Origin of the sequence: Acidovorax sp. BoFeN1 (assembly GCF_003345135.1) — a bacterium.
GTDB classification, from domain to species: Bacteria; Pseudomonadota; Gammaproteobacteria; order Burkholderiales; family Burkholderiaceae_C; genus Acidovorax; species Acidovorax defluvii.
In genome coordinates, this window is the sequence record NZ_QOZT01000004.1 from 1 (window position 1) to 23,322 (window position 23,322).

The window sequence follows — 23,322 nt, forward strand, 5'->3', positions numbered from 1 at the left end:
GCCCCAAGCACGGCACCCACCGAGCACCCCGCGCCCATTCCCCGCAAGATCTGGAGTTACTGGCATGCGGTGGAACCCGACCCTTTCGTCCAGCAATGCATCGCCAATTGGCAAACCCAGTGCCCCGATTTTGAAGTACAGGTACTGAACCAGCAGACCGTGCGCGACCATGTGCCGCCCACCGACTGGCCTGAGGGGTTCAGTGCGCTGAACCCCGTCAAGCAGTCTGACTGGATTCGCCTGTACCTGGTCAGTCGCTACGGTGGCTACTGGCTGGATGCCAGCGTGGTACTGACCCAGCCCCTGGATTGGCTAGAGGCCAGGCAAGGCGCAGAGGACTCGGAATTCGTCGGTTTTTACCTGGGCGGCTACACGCACGATGCCCGCTACCCCGTGATCGAGAACTGGGCGTTTGGCGCACCAGCGGGTGGGGCGTTTGTGACGGCATGGCAAAGAGAGTTTCACCATGCGCTTTTTGAAATCGGCACGCAAGCCTATTTGGCATCGCTGCAGCGCGAACCCGGTTACGCCGCATTGCTGCAGGGCATCACCGATCCGGTCTATTTGCTGGGGCATGTCACCGCCCAGCGGGTGCTGCGCCGCCACCCGAACAGCCGACTGACGCTCTCCAAAGCCGAGGACACGGCGTTTTTCTATCAAAAAGCCGTGTCGTGGAAGTGGTACCTGCTCTACCCACGCCTGTGCCTGGTGGCCGCAGACCCCCACATGGCGCCACTGGTCAAGCTGCGCGGCGGAGAGCGCCGGCATTTCGCTGAACTCATGGCACAACACGGCGCCCCCGCGCCCCACAGCCTGTGGGGGAAGGCCTGCCAGGCCGCCGCCCCTTTGCCCCCCGCCGCCCGCCCTGCGGCGCCACATTGAACGCATCGCCAGCGGGGTGCTGGGCTGGGGTTGTCTGAGCTGCTAGCTCAATGCCCCGCGCGCACCACTTCCCCCGCCTTCAGGCGGTAGATGGTGCCGCAATAAGGGCACTTGCCTTCGCCGTTGTGGGCCACATCCAGGTACACCTTGGGGTGGCTGTTCCAGAGCTTCATGCCGGCCTTGGGATTGGGGCAGAACACGGCCCCTTGGGCGTTCAGGTCCTTGGCCAGAACTTCAACAACTGCTTGGGACATGATCAAACCTTGGTGAGCCAGTGAGCGTATTGGGGATTGCGGCCGTTGACGATGTCAAAGAATGCCGTTTGGATTTTTTCGGTGATGGGGCCACGGCTGCCCACGTAGTCGCCCTTGCCCAGCTCGATGCGATCCAGCTCACGGATGGGCGTGACTTCTGCCGCCGTGCCGGTGAAGAATGCCTCGTCCGCGATGTAGACCTCGTCGCGCGTGATGCGTTTTTGCACGATTTCGAGACCCAGGTCCTTGGCGATGTGGAACACCGTGTTGCGGGTGATGCCGTTCAGGGCACCGGCAGACAGGTCGGGCGTGTAGATCACGCCGTTCTTCACCACAAAGATGTTTTCACCGGCACCTTCAGAGACAAAGCCCGAGCTATCGAGCAGCAGTGCCTCGTCGTAGCCCTCGTCGGTAGCTTCCATGTTGGCCAGGATGGAGTTGGTGTAGTTGCTCACGGCCTTGGCCTGCGTCATGGTGATGTTGACGTGGTGGCGGGTGTAGCTGCTGGTCTTGACGCGGATGCCGCGCTTCATGCCTTCTTCGCCCAGGTAGGCGCCCCAGGCCCAGGCGGCAACCATCAGGTGGATGGTGTTGCCCTTGGGGCTCACGCCCAGCTTTTTGTCACCAATCCAGGTCAGGGGGCGGATGTAGCCCGATTCGAGCTTGTTTTCGCGGATGACGGCTTTTTGCGCCTCGTTGGCCTCTTCCTGGCTGAAGGGAATCTTCATGCGCAGGATCTTGGCGCTGTTGAACAGCCGCTCGGTGTGCTCCTGCAGGCGAAAAATGGCCGTGCCATTGACGGTGTTGTAGGCGCGCACGCCTTCAAAGGCGCCGCAGCCGTAATGCAGGGTGTGGGTGAGCACATGAATCTTGGCATCGCGCCAATCGACCATCTGGCCGTCCATCCAGATCTTGCCGTCACGGTCGGCCATCGAGGGAACTACGGGGCTCATGGGTGTCCTTTGGTTTGCTGGAGAGTCGCAAAAATCAGATTTTACGGGGCGGCCGATCCCGCGGTGCCATCTTGCGCATCCTCGGGGGCTGCGGGGCGTTCCAGCACCCATTTCACCAGCTTGCCGTTGTGAAACTCGCAGGTGACATGCGAGCGGGTGCCATCGGTCCACCGGTAAAACTCGGGTTGTTGATTTTCTGGCGACTGCAGCGCCCCCAGCGAACGGGTCATGGCCACCACATGCATCAGGCTCACCCCGGCTTGCAGCCTGGCATTGAGCATGACAGCGCTGCCCACATGACCGATGGGGCGGTCTGCCGCCTTGCGCAGCACATTCATGAGCCGCGTGAAATGCAGCAGGGCCCACATGACCACGCCACCGCCGACGGCCGCGACACCCATCCAGCCATAGGACCGAAAGCCCATCACCACCAAAATCACCAGCCCCACGGGCACCAGAATGTTTCGCAAATTCATGGCCCCATTGTCTTACGGCGCCAACCGCTTTGCCTTGTGGGGAGTGCGTATGAGGGCATCAGCCCATGCCGCGCACTACGTTCATGGCCTCTTCCACCCGCTCCACGGCATGGATGGTGAGGCCCTCGATCGGCTTTTTGGGCGCATTGGCCTTGGGCACCACCGCCACGCTGAAGCCCAGCTTGGCCGCCTCGCGCAGGCGCTCTTGCCCGCGCGGTGCGGGCCGCACCTCCCCTGCCAGCCCCACCTCGCCAAAAGCGATGAACCCCTGCGGCAAGGCCTTGCCCCGCAGGCTGGAGGTGATGGCCAGCATCACGGCCAGATCGGCGGCGGGCTCGCTGATGCGCACGCCGCCCACGGCATTCACAAACACATCCTGGTCCATGCAAGCGACCCCCGCATGGCGGTGCAGCACGGCCAGCAGCATGGCCAGACGGTCCTTGTCCAGGCCCACAGAGAGGCGCCGCGGACTGGGCCCACCGCTGTCTACCAGGGCCTGAATTTCGACCAGCAAGGGCCGGGTGCCTTCGAGCGTGACCATCACGCAGCTGCCCGGCACCGGCTCGCTGTGCTGGCTCAAAAAGATGGCGCTGGGGTTGCTGACTCCCTTGAGGCCCTTTTCGGTCATGGCGAACACACCGATCTCGTTCACGGCACCAAAGCGGTTCTTGATGGCGCGCACCAGCCGGAACTGGCTGTGCGTATCCCCTTCGAAATACAGCACCGTGTCCACCATGTGTTCCAGCACGCGGGGCCCGGCGAGCGCGCCCTCTTTGGTCACATGGCCCACCAGCACAATCGCCACGCCGGACGCCTTGGCACACCGCGTGAGGTGCGCCGCGCACTCGCGCACCTGCGCCACCGAGCCGGGTGCCGACGTGAGCTGGTCGGAATAGACCGTCTGGATCGAGTCGATCACGGCCACCGCCGGTTGCATGGATTCGATGGTGGCCAGAATCTTTTCCAGCTGAATCTCTGCCAGCACATTCACCTGGCTATGGTCCAGCCCCAGCCGGCGCGACCGCAGCGCCACCTGGGCGCCGCTTTCCTCGCCGGTCACATACAAAGTGGGCAGACCTGCGCGCTGCAGCGCATCCAGCGCCTGCAGCAGCAGCGTGGACTTGCCTATGCCAGGGTCGCCCCCGATCAGCACCACGCCCCCTTCGACGATGCCCCCGCCCAGCACACGGTCCAGCTCATCAATGCCACTGGGGGTGCGCGCAATGTCGGTCGCCTCGATCGCCGCCAGCGGCATGACAGCCTGCGCCTGCGCCAGGCCTGCAAACTGCGCGCCGCTGTAGCGGTTTTTGCCGGGCCCCGCCTCTGCCACCGATTCGATCAGCGTGTTCCACGCGTTGCACGATGGGCACTTGCCCAGCCAACGCGGGCTGGTGCCGCCACACTCGGTGCAGGTGAAAAGGGTTTTATCTTTGGCCATGGCAGGTATCGGTAAGGAGCCCCGGGGTGGGGGCAGCCGACTATAGCGGCCGTGCCCACACGCGCTGGCGGCAACCCGTACGATGGCAGGCTTGGCAACGCCGCAAGGAGTTCAGATTGCAGACACCCACCAACCGCTTCAAACAGGCCATGGCCCAGGGCCAGGCGCAAATCGGCCTGTGGCTTGGGCTGGCCGACGCCTACAGCGCAGAAATCATCGCGGGCACCGGCTACGACTGGCTGCTGATCGATGGCGAACACGCGCCCAACGACCTGCGCTCCATCCTGTACCAGTTGCAGGCAATAGCCAGTGCGGCCAGCGCCAGCAGCGCCCTGCCGCCGGGCGCGCAGGCGCCCCACCCCATCGTACGCGTGCCCGTGGGCGACACCGCACTCATCAAGCAGTACCTGGACATCGGCGCGCAGACGTTGCTGGTGCCCATGGTGGACACCGCCGAGCAAGCACAGCAGCTGGTGCGCGCCACACGCTATGCACCCGAAGGTGTACGTGGCATGGGCAGTGCCCTGGCCCGCTCGTCGCGCTGGCAGGCCTACCCCCAGTATGTGCACGAGGCGAACCAGCAGGTGTGCCTGCTGGTGCAGGCCGAAACCGTGGAAGCGATGGGCAACCTCGATGCAATGGCCGCCACGCCCGGTGTGGATGGCGTGTTCATCGGCCCGGCCGACCTGTCGGCCTCCATGGGCCACCCGGGCAACCCGGGGCACCCCGATGTGCAGGCCGCCATCCACGACGGCATTGCCCGCATCCTGCGCGCGGGCAAGGCGCCCGGCATTCTGGCCACCACCGAATCCCAAGCGCGCCAATGGCTCGCGGCCGGTGCGCTGTTTGTGGCGGTGGGGGTGGACACCATGCTGCTGGCCAGCGCCGCGCAGGATCTGCTGGCGCGGTTTCGCGCCGATGCCGTTGGCGCACCCCAGCGCCCTGCGGGCTATTGAGACCCTGGCGAAACCACACGCATCGAATCCACCAAAACATCACCGCCTGCAAGACAAAGGCCTTTCAACCATGAAAGCATGCATTGACGGGGCGGGTGCTATCAGGGGCTGGCTCGGCGAGCGACTGCAAACCCTGGCCGACACGCTGCCGCGCGGCGGCATCGATGTGGAGGGGACCGACTGCATCCAGAAGTGCATCTGGTTAAAACTGCGGGGCAACCTCACCATCAACCCCATCAGCGCCCGGACGGGTGCCACCACCGACCGCATCCTGGACGACGACCTGGTGCGGGGTTTTGTCAGCGCCGTGATGCTGGAGGCCAAGGCCATCGGCGAAAAGCTGGGCCTGCCCATTGACCAGCAGCCCGAGGATCGCCATGCCGTCACGCGCAAGCTGGGGCGTTCAAGACCTCTATGCGGCAGGATGTGGAGGCGAACAAGCCCCTGGAGATCGACGCGCTGGTGGGCGCTGTGCGGGAGCTGGGGCAGATCACCGGCACGCCCACGCCCCACACCGACGCCTCGCTGGGCCTGACCCGCCTGATGGTCCGCACGCGCAACCTCTACTGACAACCTTCGAACCAAATTGGCCTCCAGCGCTTATCCACAAAGCGCAAGCAGCTATTTATTTTATAGCATATCAACCATGACTACTCTCACGCTTTACTACACCCCCGGCACCTGTGCCCTGGCCGTTCACATTGCCTTGCACGAGGCCCAGGCGGGCCACGAACTGGTGCGCCTCGACTTTGCCGCCCAGCAGCAACGCAGCCCCGAATACCTGGCCATCAACCCCAAGGGGCGCGTACCCGCCCTGGTCACCGAACACGGCGTGCTGACGGAAACCCCGGCCCTGCTGGCCTATGTGGCCCAGCGCTATGCCCAGGCGCAACTGGCGCCGCTGGACCCGTTTGCCTTTGCGCGCATGCAGGAGTTCAACAACTACCTGGCCTCCACCGTCCACGTAGCCCACGCCCACCGCCCGCGCGCCAGCCGCTGGGCGGACGAGCCCGCCTCCCATGCCGACATGCTGCGCAAGGTGCCGCAGAACATGGCCGAGTGCTTTGGCGTGATCGAACGCCACTACCTGCAAGGCCCCTGGGTGCTGGGGGAGCCCTATTCCGTCGCTGACGCCTACCTGTTCACCATGTCCGGCTGGCTGCACAGCGATGGCGTGGACGTGGCGCAGTTCCCCAAGGTGGCCGACCACCGGCGCCGCATGGCTGAGCGGCCTGCCGTGCAGCGCGCACTGGCCTGAATGCGCGCTTCGGCGGGCCGCAACCGGGGCGGGAAACGGGCGCAAAAAAGCCCCGGCACCTGGATAGCACCGGGGCTTTTTGGCTGTGCGGGCCTGGTCAGTTGACCTTGAGCGCGCGCCAGTCGATGCGGTTGTCGGCGCGGTGCGGCAAATCCACCTTCTGCGTAGCCGCCCACGGGATGACCTGGTTGTACAGCGGAATGTGCGAAATCAGCTCGTGGTCTTGCACCAGTGCCTTTTCGATCAGGCCATTGCGCGTGACGGCATCGGTTTCCTTCTTGATGCGTTCGATCAGCGCATCCTGCTGCGGGTTGCTGAAGCGGCCCAGGTTGAAATTGCCATCACCACCCGCGCCCGGCGAGCGGATCAGCGACTGCAGCGAATAGAACGCATCAAACGTTGGCACGCCCCAGCCCAGCAAATAGATGCTGGCCTCGTTGCGCTGGATCATCGGGAAATAGGTGGCAAACGGCAGCGAACGCAGCTTGGCCTTCACACCCACCTTGGCCCACTGCGAGGCGATGGCCTGGCACAGCTGCTCGTCGTTGATATAGCGGCCTGCGCTGCAGGCAAAGTCCACCTCGAAGCCCTGCGGGTAGCCGGCATCGGCCAGCAGCTTTTGCGCCGCCGTGGCGTCAAAGGGGTAGCGCACATCGGCCTTGGGCGTCCAGCCATTGACCTGGTGGGCAACCAGCGCCCCCGTGGGCTGGGCCAGGCCGCGCAGCACCACGCGCTGGATGGCTTTGATGTCGATCGCCTGGTAGAGCGCCTTGCGCACGCGCTGATCCTTGAGCGGGTTCTTGCCCTTGACGTTCGAGCCCGGCAATTCGTCGCGGAACTGGTCCATGCCCAGAAAGATGGTGCGGTATTCGGCGCCTTCCAGCACCTTCAGGCCCTGTGTCTGGCGCACCCGCGCCAGATCCTGCAGGCTCGGGTCGATGATGAAATCGATCTCACCCGACAACAGCGCCGCCGTGCGCGTGGCATCCGACTTGATGGGGGTGTAAACCACCTCGGTCACGTTGGTGGGAAACTTGCCCTTGCCCCACCAGTGCGGGTTGGGCTCGAGCACCACGCGCTGGTCGGGCGTCCACGACTTGAGCACATAAGGCCCCGTGCCCAGTGCGTTGCGGTGGGCAAAGGTTTCGTCCTTGTTCTTGATGTCCTTGGGGTCCACCGATTTGTTCTTCTCGGCCCAGGCCTTGCTGAGGATGCGCAGCTCGGTCAGCTGGTTCACCAGCACCGGGTTGGGCACGTCCGAGAAGATGTCGATGGTGTGGCTATTGACCTTTTCCACCCGGTCAATGCCTTGGGCATAGACCGCGTAGTTCGAGCTTTTGGACTTGGCCCGCTCGAGCGAAAACTTGGCGTCGTCGGCGGTGAAGTCGCTGCCGTCGCTGAACTTCACGCCCTTGCGCAGGGTGATGCGCAGCTGTGTCGGGCTCACCAGCTTCCACTCGGTGGCCAGCGCGGGCTCGGGTTTGAAGGTCTTGCTGTTGTATTCGACCAGCGTGTCGTACACCGCTGCGTGCAAGGTGTTGTTCACGCCCACGTTCTGGGCGTGAACGTCCCACGAAGACACATCCACGGCACGCGCAAAGCGGAAGGTCTTGGCCTGCGTGACCACGGGCAGGGTGACAGCCAGGGCTGCGGCAAGGAGCAGAGGTTTGAATTGCATGGGCTTGTGCCTCTCGAATAACAAACCCCTACTTTGACCGAGGTCGAGCGTCGTCGGAACAATTTTGTTGTTGTATCCATATGCCCAACAGGGGCACGACGCGCCCATGCACGCCACCAACGGATTGCGTCTGCGCTGGTGCGCCGCTGCACCCTATTTGCGCCGCAGCGCCAGCCGAATGCGCTCCAGCGCTGGTGAAGGCGGGGCCACGGTGCGGTCGAACGGGTGCGCGGTTGCACCAACGGCCTTCAGGATGCGTTGCACGTAGGCGCGCGTCTCCAGATAGGGCGGCACGCCGCGGTAGCGCTCGACCTTTCCCTCGCCGGCGTTGTAGGCGGCAGCCACCAGCGCCACATCGCCCTCGAAATAGGCCAGCAGCCAGCGCAGATAGGTCAGGCCCCCGCGGATGTTCTGCGCCGGATCGTACGGGTTCTTGACGTTGAAGCGCTCGCTCGTCTCGGGAATCAGCTGCATCAGGCCCTGTGCATTCTTGGGCGACAGCGCGTGGGTGTTGAAATTCGATTCGGCGGCAATGATGGCCAGCGCCAGCTGCGGTTCGACCTGGTATTGCGGCGCCATCTTGAGCACCAGCTCCACAATTTTTCGTGGCGCGGTCAACTGGTAGTCGACGCCCGGCGGGGCTGCCACAGCCTGCGCGGGCGGTGGGGGGCGCAGGCACGCGGGCACCTCTGCGGTGGCGCCGCCGACCACCTGCAACATGCGCGCGGCCACGCCCAGCCCCTGCTCGGCAGCGGCCTGGAAGAAGAAGGCGGCCGCTGCATCGTCGCGCGGCACACCGCGCCCATGGGCATACATCCATCCGAGGTTGTACTGGGCCTGCATGTCACCGAGCCGCGCACTCGCGCAATACAGGGCGGCGGCCCGCAGCGGGTCGCGCGCTACGCCCTCGCCGTGCTCATAGGCAATAGCCTCCTGACGCAGGCTGGCCGCCCGGGTGCGGTCGGTTTCACCGCCCTGCGCCCGCGCCACCTCGGCACCCAAGGCGCAGAACAACGCCACCGACAGCGGCGCAAGGATCGACAGGCTGGCACGCATGTTTTTCAGTATGCGCGTCTTTGCGCTGCCCGTCACGTCCTGTGCGATATGCACCCCGCGGGGGCCATGCGGCAGTGCGCCTTGCCACTGCCGGCACAGGCCCACCTCATGCAGCTGCGTTGGCCAGATCCTCATGGTGATCGGCCACGCCCCGCTTCCAGTAGGCGGCGATGCGCATGCGCCTGGCATCCACCCCCGGCTTGGCCAGCACGGCGCGGCGCACGGCGGCCATGTCGGCATGTTCACCCGCAGCCCAGATGTAGCCCGCGCCGGCAGGAAGCGCCAGTTCTTCCACGGCGGCAGGCAAGGCCGGCACCCATTGCAGGTCCAGTTGCGCCGCGCTGGGCAGCGCTCGCCGGTCGGCAGGGTTTTGCACCTGGATTCGCACGGTGGCCCGTGTATGTGCAGGCAGCTCGGCCAGGCGGCGGGAGATGGCGGGCAGTGCGGTCTCGTCGCCGATGAGCCAGTGCCAGTCAAAACCGGTAGGAATTACCAGGCTGCCGCGTGGCCCCGCAATGCCTACCCACTGGCCGACAAAGGCTGCAGCCGCCCAGTCCGACGCCGGACCGGCCTCGTGCAGCGCGACTTCAATGTCCAGCTCACCCGCGGCGGCGTCAAAGCGCGCCGGGGTGTAGTCGCGCAGCACGGGGCGGGGGCCGGAGAACACGGGACGGCCATCCTGCACGATGGGCAACGATGGGCGCTCCTGCCCGGCCTGCGGCAGGATGAGCTTGAGGTGGTCGTCAAAGCCCGCACTGGCAAAGCCGGCCAGTTCCGGGCCCGCCAATGTGAGTCGCACAAAACCGGGGCTGACCTGGATGCGGCGCACCACCTGAAGATGGCGTGCCTGGATCGGGTGGCGAATGCGTTCGATGGCCAGGTGTGCGGCAGTCGCAGCGATGGAAAGAGGTGTGCTCATGCGTTAAAATGTTGATTTAATCAATCAATTATTCACCATAAAGTTGACTTTGTCAACCTATTGCCTTGCTTATGACCCAGCGCACCCGCCCCGACGTCTTGGAAGCCATGCACGAGCTGATGCACGCCTACCGGGCGCGCATGGTGCGCGCCATGGCGGACGTGCATCCCGGGCTGACATTCAATGAGATGCGTGCGCTCTCCTTCATTGGCCGCCACCCCGGCGCCACGCAAAAGGAGCTGGTGCGCCACAGCGGCGCGGACAAAGCGCAGGTCGCGCGCATGCTTGGCCTGCTGCAGGACAGGGGTTGGCTGGAGCGGCTGCCCCATGCCGAGGACAAACGCAGCCGCTGCCTCACCCTCAGCGCTGAAGGCGCCACCCTGTACCAGGCGCTGCAGGCTTCACGGCAAGCACTGTCAGCATCGGTGCTTGCCGGCTGCGACGAGGCCACGCAGACCCAGTTGCTGGCCTTGCTGGCGCGTGTGCGCGGCAACCTCGATGCCCTGCCCGCTGAGCAGGGCGATCCGGTCGATTGCCAGCGAGGCGATTGAGTGCGCGTCCCCGAACATTCGATCAAGCCCCGCCTGAACGGTTGTTTCAAGCATCAAAGATGCCGGCTATATTTAGATGAAATCAGGCTATAGCGCTTATCAATAAAGCGCTAGCAGCTATCAAAAAACATAGTATTCAGCCCCGCAGAAACCTCACCGACGCGGGCAGTGACTGCACCTGCACTTGCACCTTCACTTGCGCCTGGGCGCGGGAAATGGTCAATGGTGGTGCCCCGCAGCGGCTTCCAGGTCAGGCAACGCCGTCCACCGCCACGGGCACGCGCGGCGCCAGCGCGCACATCAGCTCATAGCCCACGGTGCCGGCGGCCTGCGCCACCTCGTCGATGGGCAGCACGGCGCCATTGCGGGCGCGGCCCCACAAGGTGACCTCGCTGCCGAAGCCGGCGTCCACGCCAGCCGCAATCACGGGGCTCAGGTCCACGGTGACCATGTCCATGCTGACGCGGCCCACCAGGCGCGTGCGCACGCCATTCACCAGCACGGGGGCGCCGGTGTCGCAGTGGCGCGGGTAGCCATCGGCATAACCGCAGGCGGCCACGCCGATGGTGAGCGGCCCCTCGGCCGTGAAGCGCGAGCCGTAGCCCACGGTGTCGCCCTCCTGCAGCTGCTGCGTGCCGATGATGCGGGTGGCCAGCGTCATGGTGGGCTGCACCTGCCAGTGGTCCGCGTTGTGGGCAGGGAAATCGGGCGCGCTGCCATACAGCACGATGCCTGCGCGCACCCAGTCGGCGCGCACGCGCGCATCGGCCGCGTGGCGCAGGGTGGCGGCACTGTTGCACAGGCTGCGCTCGCCGGGCAGGTCTTCGGTGGCGGTGTTGAACGCGGCCATCTGGTGCGCAATGCCGCGCGGCCCGTCGGCATCGCTGAAATGGGTCATGAACGAGATCTCGTCCACCTGCGGCAGCGCGTTCAGACGCGCCCAGGCAGTGCGATAGCGCTGCGGCGTGAACCCCAGGCGGTTCATGCCCGAGTTCAGCTTGAGGAACACGCGGTGCGGCACCTGCGTCTTGTGGGCCGCCAGCATGTCGATCTGCTCGTCGCAGTGCACGGCATGCCACAGCGACAGGCGCGAGCACAGCTCCAGGTCGCGCGGCTCGAACACGCCCTCCAGCAGCAGGATGGGGCCGCGCCAGCCCAGGTGGCGCACGCGCTCGGCCTCTGCCAGGTCAAGCAGCGCAAAACCATCGGCGGCGCGCAGGCCCTCAAAGGCCCGCTCGATGCCGTGGCCGTAGGCGTTGGCCTTGATTACCGCCCAGGTTTTGGCATCGGGCACGGCCTGGCGCACGCGCGCGAGGTTGTGGTGCAGGGCATCGGTGTGGATGGTGGCGTGAATCGGGCGCGGCATGGGGATATACGAAGAAACAAGCATGGGATTCTGGCACTGCACGCCCGTGGGTGCGTGATATAACCGCCAGACACTTGTATGCGGCCCCCCAATCCATTCGGGCATCAGCCTCTCTGATATCCCCTCCAGCCATTCGATGAAGCGCGGTTTTTACACCATCATGTCGGCGCAGTTTTTTAGCTCGCTCGCCGACAACGCACTCTTCGTGGCGGCCGTGGAATTGCTCCGCACCAGCGGTGCCCCCGAATGGCAGCGCGCAGCACTGGTGCCCATGTTTGCCCTGTTTTACGTGGTGCTGGCGCCTTTCGTGGGCGCATTTGCCGATGCCTTGCCCAAGGGCCGGGTGATGTTTTTCAGCAATGCCATCAAGATCGTTGGCTGCCTGATGATGCTGTTCGGCTCGCACCCGCTGATTGCCTATGCCGTGGTGGGGCTGGGCGCAGCGGCCTATTCCCCCGCCAAGTACGGCATCCTCACCGAGCTGCTGCCGGCCTCGCAACTGGTCAAGGCCAACGGCTGGATCGAGGGGCTGACCATTGCCTCCATCATCCTGGGGGTGCTGCTGGGCGGGCAGCTGGTGGGGCACCATCTGTCGGCAGCGCTGCTGTCCATCGACATTCCCATGATCGATTTCGGCATCCACACCGCCGCCGAAGCGGCCATTGCCGCGCTGATCCTGGTATATGCCCTGGCCGCCTGGTTCAACACGCGCATCCCCCATACGGGCGTGGAGATGCGCCCGCTGCGCCAGCACCCGCAACGCAGCATTCTGGCCAGCACGCTGGCCCTGCTGCCCGACTTCTGGGCCTGCAACAGCCGCCTGTGGCACGACAAGCTGGGGCAGATTTCGCTGTCCACCACCACCCTGTTCTGGGGCGCGGGGGGCAACCTCAAGTTCATCGTGCTGGCGTGGGCCGGTGTGGCCCTGGGCTACAACACCACGCAGGCATCGGCCCTGACCGGCGTGGTGGCCATCGGCACCGCCGTGGGCGCCGTGGCGGCATCCATGCGCATGCGCCTGGACATGGCCACCCGCGTGATTCCGCTGGGCATCGCGATGGGGCTGCTGCTGATCCTGATGGTATTCATCAGCAACATCTGGCTGGCCATTCCGTTCCTGATCCTGCTGGGCGGGCTGGGCGGCTTTCTGGTGGTGCCCATGAACGCCCTGCTGCAGCACCGGGGCCACAACCTCATGGGCGCGGGGCGGTCGATTGCGGTGCAAAACTTCAACGAGCAGGCCTGCATCCTGGGCCTGGGCGCGTTCTACAGCCTGTCGCTCAAGCTGGGGTTGTCGGTCTTTGGGGCCATCACGGTGTTTGGGGTGGTGGTGGCCGGCATCATGCTGGTCATCCAGCGCTGGCATGCCAGCAACTGCCGCAACCACAGCGAGGAACTCGACCACCTGCTGCACATCGCGCGGCAGGATACGCACCACTAACGCTATTATTTTAATAGCTATTAGCGCTTTCTGCATAAGCGCTTGATGCCGATTTGATGCCCAACCTGCTTTCCATACTGGCCCTGCTGTTCAACGCCTTGGTGTGGGGCGTTTCGTGGTGGCCTTTCAGGCAGCTGCACGCGGCCGGGCTGCACCCCCTGTGGGCGACGGCGCTGATGTATGCGTTGGCGCTGGTCTGCCTGCTGCTGGCCCGGCCGCAAGCGCTGCGCACGGCGCTGCAACACCCCGCCCTGTGGCTGCTGGCACTGAGCTCGGGCCTCACCAACGTGGCCTTCAACTGGGCTGTGACGGTGGGAGACGTGGTGCGCGTGGTGCTGCTGTTTTATCTCATGCCCGCCTGGTCGGTGCTGCTGGCCTGGAGGCTGCTGGGCGACCGCCCCACGGGCGTGGCGCTGGTGCGGCTGCTGCTGGCCTTTGCAGGCGTTGCGCTGGTGCTGGTGCCCGCAGATGCCGCATGGACCCGGCTGGCAGCCCACCTTTCGGGCGCCGACCTGCTGGCGCTGGCGGGCGGTTTTTGTTTTGCCCTCACCAACGTGACACTGCGGCGCCTGCATGCCGTGCCCGGCGAGGCGCGCATGCTCGCCATGTTTGGCGGCGGCGCCCTGCTGGCCGGCCTCAGTGCCACAGCGGGGCTGGCGGTGGGGGCCGTGCCCTCCCTGCCCGCCCCGGCCCTGGCCTGGGTCCTGCTGGCCCTGGCGCTGGCACTGGCCTTTCTGCTGGGCAACTACGCCCTGCAATATGGCGCCACGCGCCTGGCGGCGGGCACCACGGCACTGGTGATGCTGTCGGAGGTGGTGTTTGCCAGCGTGTCATCGGCCCTGCTCACCGCCGCCCCGCTGGAGCCGCGCACCCTGCTGGGCGGGGCGTTGATCATGCTGGCAGCACTGCTGGCTGCGCTGCAATATCGGCGCAGTGCCAGCGCCTGATCGCACGCACGGGCAATCGCCCAGCGCCCTGCACGACGGGCAACCAGCCGCTACCATGCCCCCTTGCCCACAAGGAGTTGCCCATATGTCCAGCCTGTATGACTTTGAAGCCCAGCCCATGAGCGGCCCCGCCGTGCCGCTGCGGCAGTTCGAGGGCAAGGTTTTGCTGATCGTCAACACGGCCAGTGCCTGCGGGTTCACGCCCCAGTTTGGCGGGCTGGAAGAGCTGCACAAGCAATATGGCAACAAGGGGCTGGTGGTGCTGGGTTTTCCGTGCAATCAGTTCGGCCACCAGGACCCGGGCAGCAACGACGAAATCGCCAGCTTTTGCCAGCTCAACTATGGCGTGAGTTTTCCGATGATGGCCAAGATCGACGTGAATGACGCCAACGCCTCGCCCCTGTACCAGTGGCTCACCGCAGAAGCCCCGGGCCTGCTGGGCAGCAAGGCCATCAAGTGGAACTTCACGAAATTCCTCGTGGGCAAGGACGGCCGCGTGATCCGCCGCTATGCCCCGCAAGATGCGCCAAAAAAACTGGCAGGCGACATCGAGGCGGCGCTGGCCGCCCCAGGCGCTTAACAAGCGGCAATCAGGCCGTGGCAGCGGGCGGACGCTGGTGGCGCGCGCGCTCCAGCATCTGACCGGCCTGGCGCGGGTCCATGCCGTACATGTCGGCAAAGGCCTCCAGCGTCTGGCCGCTGGCTTCGAAGGCACGCAGCAGGGCCTCGTCCTTGGCATTGCGGGCTGCCCATTCGGCAAAGGCTTCTTCCAGGATGGCGTTGGCCGCCTCATCGCGGCCGGTGACCAGCTCGGTATAGGCCTCGCGCGTCAGGCCCGAGGCCTCAAACGCCTGGATCATGCGCTTGCGCAGCTTGGGCAAAACGTCGTCGCCCGCACGGGCCTTGCGGCGGCGAAACACCTCCAGCAACGCATGGTGCACGTGCTCGGGCGCCATGTCTTCAACGGGCTGGCCCGCGAGGTCGTGGCGCTTTTCGCCAGCGGCCACGCTTTGCAGGTAACGGGTGGACCGGGTGTGGATGCCCAGCGCCACCTTGAGAGCATCGCGTTCAAACAGCTCGGGATGGGCTTCCAGCAGGTCCTGAAAGATGCCGCGCTTGAGCGGCAAAAACACCGCGCCGAACAGATGGGGATAAAGCCCCGCCAACTGCTCTAGCGCCGGGTGGGTGCGCGGGGGCGTGCGCGATGGCGCTTGCGGGCCTGCAGGCGCTTGGCCCTCGTTGCGCGCGCGATCACGGCCGCTGTTACGGCCACCGCGCCCACCCCGGGACGGGCGATCCCCGCGCGGGGAATCCGTGGCCATGGCGGCTGCGGCAGTGGCCGCCGGGGCGCTGTCGCCAGTCTCGGGCTGCTGCAACGCCTGCTGGGCGTTGGCAGCGGCTACCGGGGCGGCGGGCGCCGCGGTGGGTTCTTGGTCTGGCACGTGGTCGGTCATGGCTAGCGGGTGGAGGGCAACAAAACCCTCGATCATGCCAGCCTTGGCAAAACGCTCCTCACGGCGCGCACCACAACCACCTGTTGGGGGCAGGGATGTTGCAGCGTGCTGCGTCACGAGTCACCCCGTCATTGCGCCCCACCAGAGCAAGGAATTCGGCATCGGAAAGGTGAACGCACCACGACCGCATGGTCCGCGCATACCGGCTCCCAGCCCAGGTAGCCCCCTCTACCGGTTGTTGCTCCCCGCTGGTCCTCGCCGCGATTGCGACTGGTTGCTGCCGCCCACATGCGACTCGCGGTCACTGCGGCTTTCGGGGGTGCGCTTGCCCTGGTTGATCTGGGTGGGGTCCTGCTCGCCCAGTTTGTTGGTGTCGTTCTCGACCTTGCCCGTGTGGGGCGGTTGCTTGTCGCGCGGGTTCTGATGGATCGTCATGAAGATCTCCTGTGTGTGGCGCAAGGCCAAAGCTTCGCAGACCACACTGCAGACGGTACAGGAAGCGAGGCCCGGTGGCAAACCGGGGCGCCCCCCCGGGATTGACGCCCGCTGCGGCGCCCCATAAAGTGGACGTCGCGCTTCGTGTGTTCGATTTTTCTCCCCCAGGAGAAGCACCATGACTTCACGGATACCCCACCAAAGCCTGTCGCTCGGCAGGCGCATCGGGCCCTCGCCGGGATGGCTCAAGAACGCCGCCAACGGCCCGCTCATCCTGCGGCGGGCGCCATGAACGCCCCCTCTGGCACGCGAACCGTCCTGTACGACACGCCGCAGTTGGTGGCCGTCATCGACGAGATGGCGCGGCAGGCCAACGGCCTGCTCCACGGAGCCCACCCGGTGGCCGTGATTGGTGTGCTGCGCCGAGGCGCGCCGCTGGCAGATCGCCTGACCGCGCGGATGGTGGAGCTGTATGGGCTGCCTCAGCCGTTGCGGCTGGATCTGCAGGTCAAGCGTTATGCAGACGACCTGACGCTGCTCCACCCGGAAACCCTGCTGACAGAGCAGGCGCAACACGCCGCGCTGGATTTGCGCGGCTCTACGGTGCTGGTGGTCGATGATGTCTTGTACACCGGCCATTCGCTGCTGAGGGTGGTGGAATATCTGGCGCGCAAGCAGCCAGCGGCCATCCGGGTGGCCTGCCTGGTGGACCGTGTCACCACCCGCCTGCCCGTGCACGCCGATGTGGTGGGCGCCCGGCTTGGCATCGCCCCGCCAGACATCATCGAGTGCCATGTGCCGCCGTATGAGCCCGATTTCCGGATAGAGCTGGTGCAGCCCGCTCGCCTGCGATGAAACCACCCGAGGCCGCCCCATGTTCAAAGACCGCGATGACGCTGCCCATCAGCTGGCCGACCGCCTGAAAGGCTATCGCGACCAGCACCCCTTGGTATTGGCCATTCCGCGCGGTGCTGTGCCCATCGGCAAGATCGTGGCCCGGCAGATCGGCGGCGATTTCGACGTGGTGCTGGTGCGCAAGCTGCGCGCCCCCTTTGAGCCAGAGGTGGCGATTGGCTCGGTGGCGGAAAGCGGCTGGACCTACATCGCCCCCTATGCTGCCGCGGTAGGCGCCGACCAGGACTACATCGCTGCAGAAAAGCAGAAGCAGCTGGCCACCATCCACTCGCGCCGCGTGCAATACACACCGATCCATGCACCGATCGATCCGCAAGGGCGCGTCGTCATCGCGGTGGACGATGGTCTGGCCACGGGGGCCACCATGATGGCTGCGCTGCACAGCCTGCGCCAGCGCCAGCGCCAACCCGGCAAGCTGGTCTGCGTCATCCCTGTCGCATCAACCGATGCCCTGCAGAAAATCCGGCCCATGGCGGACGAGGTGGTGTGCCTGCAGGCGCCGGAAGATTTTCAGGCGGTAGGCCAGTTTTACCGCCACTTCCCTCAGGTGGATGACGAGGAAGTGATCGCGCTACTGCGCGCCTGAGGGTGCCCCGCGCGTAGGCAAATGCTGCGCGAACCAGTCGGCCGCCAGGCGGGCCACGGCCTCCAGCGTTCCGGGCTCTTCAAACAGATGGGTGGCACCGGGAACGATGGTCAGGTGGGTGGGCCCGGGCATGTGCGCGGCGGCGCACCGGTTGAGGGCCAGCACCTCTTCGTCGCACGCGCCCACCAGCAGCAGGGTGGGGCACTGCACCCGCGCAAGATCACGGGCCGGGGCGAGATCCGGGCGCCCGCCGCGGGAGACCACGGCCCGTATGCCTGCGCCCTGCGAGGCAGCAGCACTCAAGGCCGCCGCAGCACCGGTGCTGGCACCGAAATACCCCATGGGCAGCAATGCCGTTGCGGGCTGGCGCCTGGCCCAATCGGTCACATCCAGCAGGCGTTGCGTGAGAAGCGGGATGTCAAACCGCGTGGCATAGACACGGTCTTCCTCTGGCGTTAGCAGATCGACCAGCAGGGTCGCCAGGCCGCGTTCTCGCAGCACCCGCGCCACATGGTTGTTGCGGGGGCTGTGGCGGCTGCTGCCGCTGCCGTGGGCAAACAGCACCAAGCCCTGGCTGTCGGGCGGGCAATCCAGCGCGCCCTCGATAAGGCCAGCGTCCACCGGGATACGAACCAGTTGTTCCGTCGCAGCGTGCATGGGGTTTCACCTCTGCCGCCATTGTCTTCGCCTGCCACTCGGCCATGCCCCGAAACGCCCGGATCACCCATCCTGGCAACGCGGGAAAAGACCGGACAGGACTTCAAGTCGCGGCCAGCGCCTCATCCAGCACTTCCACCCAGTGCCTCACGGGCGTGGCCGTGCCACTTTGCAGATGCGTGATGCAGCCGATGTTGGCCGAAAGAATGGCGTCGGGCGCCTGCTCGCCAAAGGCTTCGCCCAGCACACCGAGCTTGCGGTCGCGCAGCTGGTAGGAGAGGTCCGGGTTGAGCACCGAATAGGTGCCCGCCGAGCCACAGCACAGGTGGGATTCGTTGCGGGCCACGCGCAGCTTGAAGCCCAGCTGGTTCAGGTGCGTCTCTACCCCGCCGCGCAGTTGCTGGCCGTGCTGCAGCGTGCAGGGCGGGTGGTAGGCAAACAGCACATCGGGGGGTTGCACGCGGCCCGCCAGTTTCTGCGCCAGCTCGGGCAGCAGGGCGGGCAGCAGCTCCGACAGGTCGCGCGTGAGGGCGCTGATGCGCTCGGCTTTGGTGGCGTAGTGCGGGTCATCCTTGAGGATGTGGCCGTATTCCTTGACGGTGACGCCGCAGCCCGAGGCGTTCATGACAATGGATTCCACACCGCCCGCCTCCACCAGCGGCCACCAGGCATCGATGTTGGCGCGCATCTCGGCCTTGCCGCCTTCCTGGTCGTTGAGGTGGAACTTGACGGCACCGCAGCAGCCTGCCTGGGGCGCGATCACGGTCTGGATGCCCGCGGCATCCAGCACGCGGGCGGTGGCGGTGTTGATGTTGGGCATCATGGCCGGCTGCACGCAGCCCGCCAGCATGAGCACCTTGCGCGCATGCTCGCGGGTGGGCCAGGCCCCTGCCTTTTGCGGCGCGGGCACCTTGGCCTGGAGGGATTTGGGCAGCAGGCCGCGCACTGCCTGGCCCACCTTCATGGCGGGGGAAAACAAGGGCGATGGCAGGCCCTCTTTCAGCGCCCAGCGCAGGGCCTTTTCGCCCAGGGGACGGGGCACTTTTTCGTCCACCAGCTTGCGCCCGATGTCGATCAGGTGGCCATACTGCACGCCGCTGGGGCAGGTGCTTTCGCAGTTGCGGCAAGTGAGGCACCGGTCCAGATGCATCTGCGTCTTGCGCGTGGGCGCCTGGCCTTCGAGCACCTGTTTGATGAGGTAGATGCGGCCGCGCGGGCCATCCAGCTCGTCGCCCAGCAGCTGGTAGGTGGGGCAGGTTGCCGTGCAGAAACCGCAGTGCACGCATTTGCGCACGATGGCTTCGGCCTCCAGGCCATCGGGGCGGGCGCGGTATTCAGGGGCGAGTTGGGTTTGCATGGGTGCAGCCTGGACAGGTCAACAGAAAAAATCAGGGGGCGGGGGGCAACTGGGCAGGCGCGGCCTTGCGCAGCGGATGGCGCAAGCGTGCCCGATCGGCCCACAGCGGGGGCAGCGACAGGGCCAGCAGCACCAGCGCCAGTGGCACCACAAAAACGAAACCTACATGCTTGAAGCCGGCCGCCCCGGCAATGCCGCCAATGAGGAACATCGCCACCAGCCCCGCAAACAGACGCAGCCGGGCATGGTTGGAGCGCACCTGGTTTTCCAGCGCGGTGCCGGTGCGGTTCCAGTAGAGCAACTTGCCCAGCTCGATGCCCAGGTCGGTCACCACGCCTGTCATGTGGGTGGTGCGGATCTGGGACGAAGACATCTTGGTCACCGTGGCGTTTTGCAGACCCATGATGAAAGACAGCAGAAGCACCGTCATGGGCACGGAAAAAGGCGTGCGCCAGTCCAGCGTGATGGCACCCACCAGGCCGAACACCAGCATGAGCAGGGCCACCACCACCAGCGGCAGTGCATAGCTGCTGTGCAACTTGCGCTGCAGCGCCCAGTTCACCATCACCGCCGTGGTGGCCGCGCCGCTGATGAAGGCCAGCAGGGCCCCCACGGCGCTGAGCACCAGCACCGTGTTGCCCAGCACGAGGTTGTCGGCCAGCATGGAAAGAAAGCCCGTCATGTGCGAGGTGTACAGGTTCACCACCAGAAAACCGCCCGCATTCACCGCCCCGGCATTGAAGGCCAGCAACAGGCCCAGCACGCGATTGCTGGTGCCCGTGCGGTGGTGGCCGGTGAGGTGACGCAGGCGCCGCATGTTCAGATCCCGGTTCAGCACCGGCGAGGCGCCGCGCGCCGCTGCGCCTTGCACGGGTAAAGCGCCCCGTGCCGGACGGCGATGGCAAGCACGCGCACGCTCCTTACCACTGCGGCGCCATGCGGCCGGGGTTGAAGATGCCGGCCGGGTCGAAGCTGTGCTTGAGGCGCGCGTGGATCTGCTCCAATGCCGCAGATTTCAGATCAAATTGACCCCCAGCCCTTTCCCCGACTGCGCCGTCAGCTATGAATAGTGAAGCACTCCCACCCACTGCCCGGGCTGCTTCGCGCAGCACATCACCGTGCGCGAGCGGCGCCTGAACCCAGCGCAGGGCACCATGCCATTCGACCAGCGGCGACACGCCCCCCGGCAGAGCCAGCACGGGGGCTGTGGCGGGCAGCGACAGGCGCCACAGCGCCTGCCCGGGCCGCGCCAGGCGGGCAGCGAACCAGGGCAGCGTCTGCTCCCGGCAGGCCTGCCAGTCGGGTGCCGCTGTGGCGTTGTCGAGCCGCGTGCCGCCCATGCTTTTGCAGGCCGCATCCACCGCCGCCACGGCGCCACGCAGGCGCACATAGAGCTGACCCACACCCGCGTCCTCCACCCAGCAACTGGCATTGAGCGGCAATGGCTGGCCACCCCAGGCGTGCAGCTTGCGCAGGGCATCGGCCTGGTTGCATTCGAAGCGCAGCGTGGCTTCGGCGGGAGCCACGGGCAACACCTTGAGGCTGACCTCGGTGAGCAGGCCCAGCGTGCCCCAGGCGCCTGCCATCAGGCGCGAAACATCGTAGCCCGCCACGTTTTTCATGACCTGGCCACCAAACGTAAGCACCTCGGCGCGCCCGTTGATCAGCACCACACCCAGCAGGTAGTCGCGCACCGCACCCACGCTGGCGCGGGCGGGGCCGCTGAGACCGGCCGCCACCATGCCCCCCACCGTGGCACCCGGGCCGAAATGGGGTGGCTCGAACGGCAGGCACTGGCCTTTTTCGGCCAGTACGGCCTCCAGATCGGACAGCGGCGTACCGGCGCGCGCCGTCACCACCAGTTCACTGGGCTCATAGCTCACGATGCCGTTGAGTGGGCGGGTGTCCAGCACCTCGCCGTGCAGCGCAAGGCCGTGAAAGTCCTTGGTGCCCCCGCCGCGGATGCGCAGGGGGGTTTGCGCGGCGGCAGCAGCGCGGACACGGTCAACAATCTGGCGAAGGGCGAATTCCATGGTCTGCATGGTAGCGGCACAGCGCCACGGCAGGCCGGGCGGGTCGCATGAATTTTTTGAACAGGGGCTGTGCAATCCACAGGAGCCCCGGCCGGCGCAGGCAGCGATGCCAACGGATCGCTCCATAAAAAAGGCCCGCCGAAATGGCGGGCCAAAACCTTGAAGAAACTCGTCTGTCTTGCACGGCGCTGCGGCGCCACCAGACACCGCAGCGCTGGGCGTTCAGCGGTTGTACGCCGTTTCACCGTGCGAAGTGATGTCCAGGCCTTCGCGCTCGGCTTCTTCTGGCACCCGCAGGCCCACCAGCAGATCGGCGATCTTGTAGGCGACGAAGGAGACCACGCCAGACCACACGATGGTGAGCAGCACGCTCTTGACCTGGATCCACAGCTGAGCGCCCATGGCGAAGGTGTCGGGGGTCAGACCGCCCGTGCCACCCAGGCTTTGCGAGGCAAACACCGCCGTCAGGATGGCACCGATGATGCCGCCCAGACCGTGCACGCCAAACACATCGAACGCATCGTCGGCACCCAGCATCTTCTTGAGGCCACCCACGCCCCACAGGCAGACCACGCCAGCGATCAGGCCTAGCACGATGGAACCCATGGGGCCCACGAAACCGGCAGCCGGTGTGACCGCCACCAGACCCGCCACGGCACCCGAGGCAGCACCCAGCATCGAGGCCTTGCCCTTGTGCAGGGCTTCACCGGCCAGCCACGACAGCGTGGCAGCACCCGTGGCCAGAATCGTGTTGATGAAGGCCAGGCCAGCCACGCCGTTGGCAGCACCTGCCGAGCCGGCATTGAAGCCAAACCAGCCCACCCACAGCAGCGAGGCACCCACCATGGTCAGTGTCAGGCTGTGGGGCGTGAGCGCTTCTTTGCCGAAGCCGATGCGCTTGCCCACCATGTAGGCACCCACCAGGCCAGCGATACCGGCATTGATGTGCACCACGGTGCCACCAGCGAAGTCGAGCGCGCCGTCCTTGCCCAGAAGGCCGCCGCCCCACACCATGTGGGCCATGGGGATGTAGCTGAAGGTGAACCACAGCACGGCAAAGATCAGCACGGCGGCGAACTTGATGCGCTCGGCAAACGATCCCACGATCAGCGCCACGGTGATGGCGGCAAAGGTGGACTGGAAGGCCACGAACACATATTCGGGAATGGTTGGCAGCAGGCCCGACAGCGTGTCTGGCGCGATGCCCTTGAGGAAGATCTTGTCAAACCCTCCGAAGAACTGGCCCTCGCCGGCGAACGTCAGGCTGTAGCCATAAACGGCCCACAGCACGGTGATCAGCGCAAAGATCACGAACACCTGCACCAGCACCGACAGCATGTTCTTGGAACGGGCCAGGCCGCCGTAGAACAGTGCCAGGCCCGGAATGACCATCAGGATCACAAGCATGGTGGACGTGAGCATCCAGGCGGTGTCACCCGAGTCGAGCTTGGGCGCGGGTGCCGTGGGGGCCGCTTCGGCGGCTGCAACCGGTTCGGCGGCGGGCGCTGGGGCCTCGGCGGCGGGTGCAGCCACGGGGGCTGGCGCAGCGGCATCGGCCACCGGGGCGGCGATGGTGGTGTCGGCCGGGGCGGGTGCCTGGGCCAGGGACAGGGTTCCTGCGGACAGCAGACTCAGTCCCAGAATGAAGGAGGCAAGCAGTTTTTTCATGGCATGTACTCTCTGTGGGATGCAGCGGGCTTGGGGCCGTGC

General features: G+C 65.9%; 24 protein-coding genes and 1 pseudogene. 10 read left to right on the plus strand and 15 right to left on the minus strand.

Features of this window, described 5'->3' with window-relative positions:
* Nucleotides 1-882: glycosyltransferase family 32 protein (locus DTW89_RS01405; protein WP_114654615.1), on the plus strand; the 882-nt coding region annotated here is incomplete at its 5' end.
* 47 nt (nt 883-929) lie between these two features.
* Here DTW89_RS01405 and DTW89_RS01410 read toward each other — a convergent pair.
* Genes DTW89_RS01410 through radA form a run of 4 tightly spaced genes read right to left on the minus strand, consistent with a single transcriptional unit; the run spans nt 930 to nt 4,003 of the window.
* Nucleotides 930-1,136 carry a zinc-finger domain-containing protein gene (locus tag DTW89_RS01410; protein WP_114654616.1) on the minus strand — a complete coding sequence of 69 codons (207 nt, stop codon included), beginning with the start codon at nt 1,134-1,136 and terminating at the stop codon, nt 930-932.
* A 2-nt stretch (nt 1,137-1,138) separates the two neighbouring features.
* Nucleotides 1,139-2,089, minus strand: coding sequence for a branched-chain amino acid transaminase (locus tag DTW89_RS01415; RefSeq protein WP_114654617.1), 951 nt, complete (start codon nt 2,087-2,089; stop codon nt 1,139-1,141).
* Nucleotides 2,090-2,130: 41 nt separating this feature from the next.
* Entirely contained in the window at nt 2,131-2,565 is a 435-nt protein-coding gene (locus DTW89_RS01420) for a glycerate kinase (RefSeq protein ID WP_114654618.1), read from the minus strand.
* Between the two features lie 58 nt (nt 2,566-2,623).
* Nucleotides 2,624-4,003 (minus strand): DNA repair protein RadA, encoded by a 1,380-nt coding sequence (gene radA / locus DTW89_RS01425; RefSeq protein WP_111865895.1) that lies wholly within the window; start codon nt 4,001-4,003, stop codon nt 2,624-2,626.
* A 116-nt stretch (nt 4,004-4,119) separates the two neighbouring features.
* On the opposite strand from radA, the gene hpaI reads away from it, so the two are divergent.
* The 3 genes and pseudogenes from hpaI to DTW89_RS01440 all read left to right on the plus strand — a co-directional run bounded on the left by hpaI (nt 4,120) and on the right by DTW89_RS01440 (nt 6,217).
* The gene (gene hpaI, locus DTW89_RS01430) at nt 4,120-4,959 is read left to right on the plus strand and encodes a 4-hydroxy-2-oxoheptanedioate aldolase (RefSeq protein ID WP_114654619.1); all 840 of its coding nucleotides are present in this window, start codon (nt 4,120-4,122) and stop codon (nt 4,957-4,959) included.
* A 106-nt stretch (nt 4,960-5,065) separates the two neighbouring features.
* Nucleotides 5,066-5,529: pseudogene (locus tag DTW89_RS01435) on the plus strand (ketopantoate reductase C-terminal domain-containing protein); the annotation flags it as partial.
* A 76-nt stretch (nt 5,530-5,605) separates the two neighbouring features.
* Nucleotides 5,606-6,217 carry a glutathione S-transferase family protein gene (locus DTW89_RS01440; RefSeq protein ID WP_024813694.1) on the plus strand — a complete coding sequence of 204 codons (612 nt, stop codon included), beginning with the start codon at nt 5,606-5,608 and terminating at the stop codon, nt 6,215-6,217.
* 97 nt (nt 6,218-6,314) lie between these two features.
* Here the strand turns inward: DTW89_RS01440 and DTW89_RS01445 are convergent, their stop codons facing one another.
* The 3 genes from DTW89_RS01445 to DTW89_RS01455 all read right to left on the minus strand — a co-directional run bounded on the left by DTW89_RS01445 (nt 6,315) and on the right by DTW89_RS01455 (nt 9,870).
* Nucleotides 6,315-7,895, minus strand: a complete 1,581-nt coding sequence (locus DTW89_RS01445) for an ABC transporter substrate-binding protein (protein ID WP_114654620.1) — start codon at nt 7,893-7,895, stop codon at nt 6,315-6,317.
* Nucleotides 7,896-8,048: 153 nt separating this feature from the next.
* Complete coding sequence (locus DTW89_RS19940) at nt 8,049-9,086, minus strand: lytic transglycosylase domain-containing protein (protein WP_330861842.1); 1,038 nt, start codon at nt 9,084-9,086, stop codon at nt 8,049-8,051.
* Nucleotides 9,058-9,870 carry a siderophore-interacting protein gene (locus DTW89_RS01455; RefSeq protein ID WP_114654621.1) on the minus strand — a complete coding sequence of 271 codons (813 nt, stop codon included), beginning with the start codon at nt 9,868-9,870 and terminating at the stop codon, nt 9,058-9,060. Before DTW89_RS01455 ends, DTW89_RS19940 begins: the two co-directional genes overlap by 29 nt.
* Nucleotides 9,871-9,941: 71 nt before the next feature.
* On the opposite strand from DTW89_RS01455, the gene DTW89_RS01460 reads away from it, so the two are divergent.
* On the plus strand, nt 9,942-10,421 hold the full coding sequence (locus tag DTW89_RS01460) for a MarR family winged helix-turn-helix transcriptional regulator (RefSeq protein WP_114654622.1): 480 nt from the start codon (nt 9,942-9,944) through the stop codon (nt 10,419-10,421).
* A 250-nt stretch (nt 10,422-10,671) separates the two neighbouring features.
* Here the strand turns inward: DTW89_RS01460 and alr are convergent, their stop codons facing one another.
* Complete coding sequence (gene alr, locus DTW89_RS01465; RefSeq protein ID WP_114654623.1) at nt 10,672-11,787, minus strand: alanine racemase; 1,116 nt, start codon at nt 11,785-11,787, stop codon at nt 10,672-10,674.
* Between the two features lie 136 nt (nt 11,788-11,923).
* Here alr and lplT point away from each other — a divergent pair, with 136 nt between their 5' ends.
* The 3 genes from lplT (at nt 11,924) to DTW89_RS01480 (ending at nt 14,755) form a co-directional block, all read left to right on the plus strand.
* On the plus strand, nt 11,924-13,228 hold the full coding sequence (lplT, locus tag DTW89_RS01470) for a lysophospholipid transporter LplT (RefSeq protein ID WP_114654624.1): 1,305 nt from the start codon (nt 11,924-11,926) through the stop codon (nt 13,226-13,228).
* Between the two features lie 56 nt (nt 13,229-13,284).
* Nucleotides 13,285-14,175 (plus strand): DMT family transporter, encoded by an 891-nt coding sequence (locus tag DTW89_RS01475; protein ID WP_114654625.1) that lies wholly within the window; start codon nt 13,285-13,287, stop codon nt 14,173-14,175.
* 85 nt (nt 14,176-14,260) lie between these two features.
* The gene (locus DTW89_RS01480) at nt 14,261-14,755 is read left to right on the plus strand and encodes a glutathione peroxidase (RefSeq protein ID WP_114654626.1); all 495 of its coding nucleotides are present in this window, start codon (nt 14,261-14,263) and stop codon (nt 14,753-14,755) included.
* 10 nt (nt 14,756-14,765) lie between these two features.
* Here DTW89_RS01480 and DTW89_RS01485 read toward each other — a convergent pair whose 3' ends face one another.
* Nucleotides 14,766-15,629, minus strand: coding sequence for a ProQ/FINO family protein (locus tag DTW89_RS01485; RefSeq protein ID WP_024813686.1), 864 nt, complete (start codon nt 15,627-15,629; stop codon nt 14,766-14,768).
* Between the two features lie 228 nt (nt 15,630-15,857).
* Nucleotides 15,858-16,064, minus strand: a complete 207-nt coding sequence (locus DTW89_RS01490) for a hypothetical protein (RefSeq protein ID WP_024813685.1) — start codon at nt 16,062-16,064, stop codon at nt 15,858-15,860.
* Nucleotides 16,065-16,352: 288 nt separating this feature from the next.
* On the opposite strand from DTW89_RS01490, the gene DTW89_RS01495 reads away from it, so the two are divergent.
* Both DTW89_RS01495 and DTW89_RS01500 read left to right on the plus strand, forming a co-directional pair.
* On the plus strand, nt 16,353-16,919 hold the full coding sequence (locus DTW89_RS01495) for a phosphoribosyltransferase domain-containing protein (RefSeq protein ID WP_114654627.1): 567 nt from the start codon (nt 16,353-16,355) through the stop codon (nt 16,917-16,919).
* A 19-nt stretch (nt 16,920-16,938) separates the two neighbouring features.
* On the plus strand, nt 16,939-17,565 hold the full coding sequence (locus tag DTW89_RS01500; protein WP_114654628.1) for a phosphoribosyltransferase: 627 nt from the start codon (nt 16,939-16,941) through the stop codon (nt 17,563-17,565).
* On the opposite strand, the gene DTW89_RS01505 is transcribed toward DTW89_RS01500, so the two are convergent.
* From DTW89_RS01505 to amt, 5 genes are all read right to left on the minus strand, one after another.
* A complete protein-coding gene (locus DTW89_RS01505) occupies nt 17,551-18,222 on the minus strand; it encodes a dienelactone hydrolase family protein (RefSeq protein ID WP_114654629.1) in 672 nt (223 codons plus the stop codon). The two genes, DTW89_RS01500 and DTW89_RS01505, sit on opposite strands and share 15 nt — an antisense overlap.
* A 103-nt stretch (nt 18,223-18,325) precedes the next feature.
* The gene (glcF, locus tag DTW89_RS01510; RefSeq protein ID WP_114654630.1) at nt 18,326-19,579 is read right to left on the minus strand and encodes a glycolate oxidase subunit GlcF; all 1,254 of its coding nucleotides are present in this window, start codon (nt 19,577-19,579) and stop codon (nt 18,326-18,328) included.
* 31 nt (nt 19,580-19,610) lie between these two features.
* The gene (locus DTW89_RS01515) at nt 19,611-20,396 is read right to left on the minus strand and encodes a YoaK family protein (RefSeq protein WP_111866040.1); all 786 of its coding nucleotides are present in this window, start codon (nt 20,394-20,396) and stop codon (nt 19,611-19,613) included.
* A 103-nt stretch (nt 20,397-20,499) separates the two neighbouring features.
* On the minus strand, nt 20,500-21,621 hold the full coding sequence (glcE, locus tag DTW89_RS01520) for a glycolate oxidase subunit GlcE (protein ID WP_201740918.1): 1,122 nt from the start codon (nt 21,619-21,621) through the stop codon (nt 20,500-20,502).
* Between the two features lie 213 nt (nt 21,622-21,834).
* A complete protein-coding gene (gene amt, locus DTW89_RS01525; RefSeq protein ID WP_114654631.1) occupies nt 21,835-23,280 on the minus strand; it encodes an ammonium transporter in 1,446 nt (481 codons plus the stop codon).
* Nucleotides 23,281-23,322: the final 42 nt, after the last annotated feature.

Bases quoted from the DNA above. Each gene is read 5' to 3' on its own strand.
- DTW89_RS01485 (WP_024813686.1), bottom strand. From the start codon at position 15,629: ATGACCGACCACGTGCCAGACCAAGAACCCACCGCGGCGCCCGCCGCC.
- DTW89_RS19940 (WP_330861842.1), bottom strand. From the start codon at position 9,086: ATGAGGATCTGGCCAACGCAGCTGCATGAGGTGGGCCTGTGCCGGCAG.
- amt (WP_114654631.1), bottom strand. From the start codon at position 23,280: ATGAAAAAACTGCTTGCCTCCTTCATTCTGGGACTGAGTCTGCTGTCC.
- glcE (WP_201740918.1), bottom strand. From the start codon at position 21,621: ATGCAGACCATGGAATTCGCCCTTCGCCAGATTGTTGACCGTGTCCGC.
- glcF (WP_114654630.1), bottom strand. From the start codon at position 19,579: ATGCAAACCCAACTCGCCCCTGAATACCGCGCCCGCCCCGATGGCCTG.
- DTW89_RS01460 (WP_114654622.1), top strand. From the start codon at position 9,942: ATGACCCAGCGCACCCGCCCCGACGTCTTGGAAGCCATGCACGAGCTG.
- radA (WP_111865895.1), bottom strand. From the start codon at position 4,003: ATGGCCAAAGATAAAACCCTTTTCACCTGCACCGAGTGTGGCGGCACC.
- DTW89_RS01500 (WP_114654628.1), top strand. From the start codon at position 16,939: ATGTTCAAAGACCGCGATGACGCTGCCCATCAGCTGGCCGACCGCCTG.
- DTW89_RS01475 (WP_114654625.1), top strand. From the start codon at position 13,285: ATGCCCAACCTGCTTTCCATACTGGCCCTGCTGTTCAACGCCTTGGTG.
- DTW89_RS01410 (WP_114654616.1), bottom strand. From the start codon at position 1,136: ATGTCCCAAGCAGTTGTTGAAGTTCTGGCCAAGGACCTGAACGCCCAA.
- DTW89_RS01440 (WP_024813694.1), top strand. From the start codon at position 5,606: ATGACTACTCTCACGCTTTACTACACCCCCGGCACCTGTGCCCTGGCC.
- DTW89_RS01420 (WP_114654618.1), bottom strand. From the start codon at position 2,565: ATGAATTTGCGAAACATTCTGGTGCCCGTGGGGCTGGTGATTTTGGTG.
- DTW89_RS01415 (WP_114654617.1), bottom strand. From the start codon at position 2,089: ATGAGCCCCGTAGTTCCCTCGATGGCCGACCGTGACGGCAAGATCTGG.
- DTW89_RS01515 (WP_111866040.1), bottom strand. From the start codon at position 20,396: ATGCGGCGCCTGCGTCACCTCACCGGCCACCACCGCACGGGCACCAGC.
- DTW89_RS01445 (WP_114654620.1), bottom strand. From the start codon at position 7,895: ATGCAATTCAAACCTCTGCTCCTTGCCGCAGCCCTGGCTGTCACCCTG.
- DTW89_RS01495 (WP_114654627.1), top strand. From the start codon at position 16,353: ATGAACGCCCCCTCTGGCACGCGAACCGTCCTGTACGACACGCCGCAG.
- DTW89_RS01455 (WP_114654621.1), bottom strand. From the start codon at position 9,870: ATGAGCACACCTCTTTCCATCGCTGCGACTGCCGCACACCTGGCCATC.
- alr (WP_114654623.1), bottom strand. From the start codon at position 11,787: ATGCCGCGCCCGATTCACGCCACCATCCACACCGATGCCCTGCACCAC.
- DTW89_RS01505 (WP_114654629.1), bottom strand. From the start codon at position 18,222: ATGCACGCTGCGACGGAACAACTGGTTCGTATCCCGGTGGACGCTGGC.
- DTW89_RS01490 (WP_024813685.1), bottom strand. From the start codon at position 16,064: ATGACGATCCATCAGAACCCGCGCGACAAGCAACCGCCCCACACGGGC.
- lplT (WP_114654624.1), top strand. From the start codon at position 11,924: ATGAAGCGCGGTTTTTACACCATCATGTCGGCGCAGTTTTTTAGCTCG.
- DTW89_RS01480 (WP_114654626.1), top strand. From the start codon at position 14,261: ATGTCCAGCCTGTATGACTTTGAAGCCCAGCCCATGAGCGGCCCCGCC.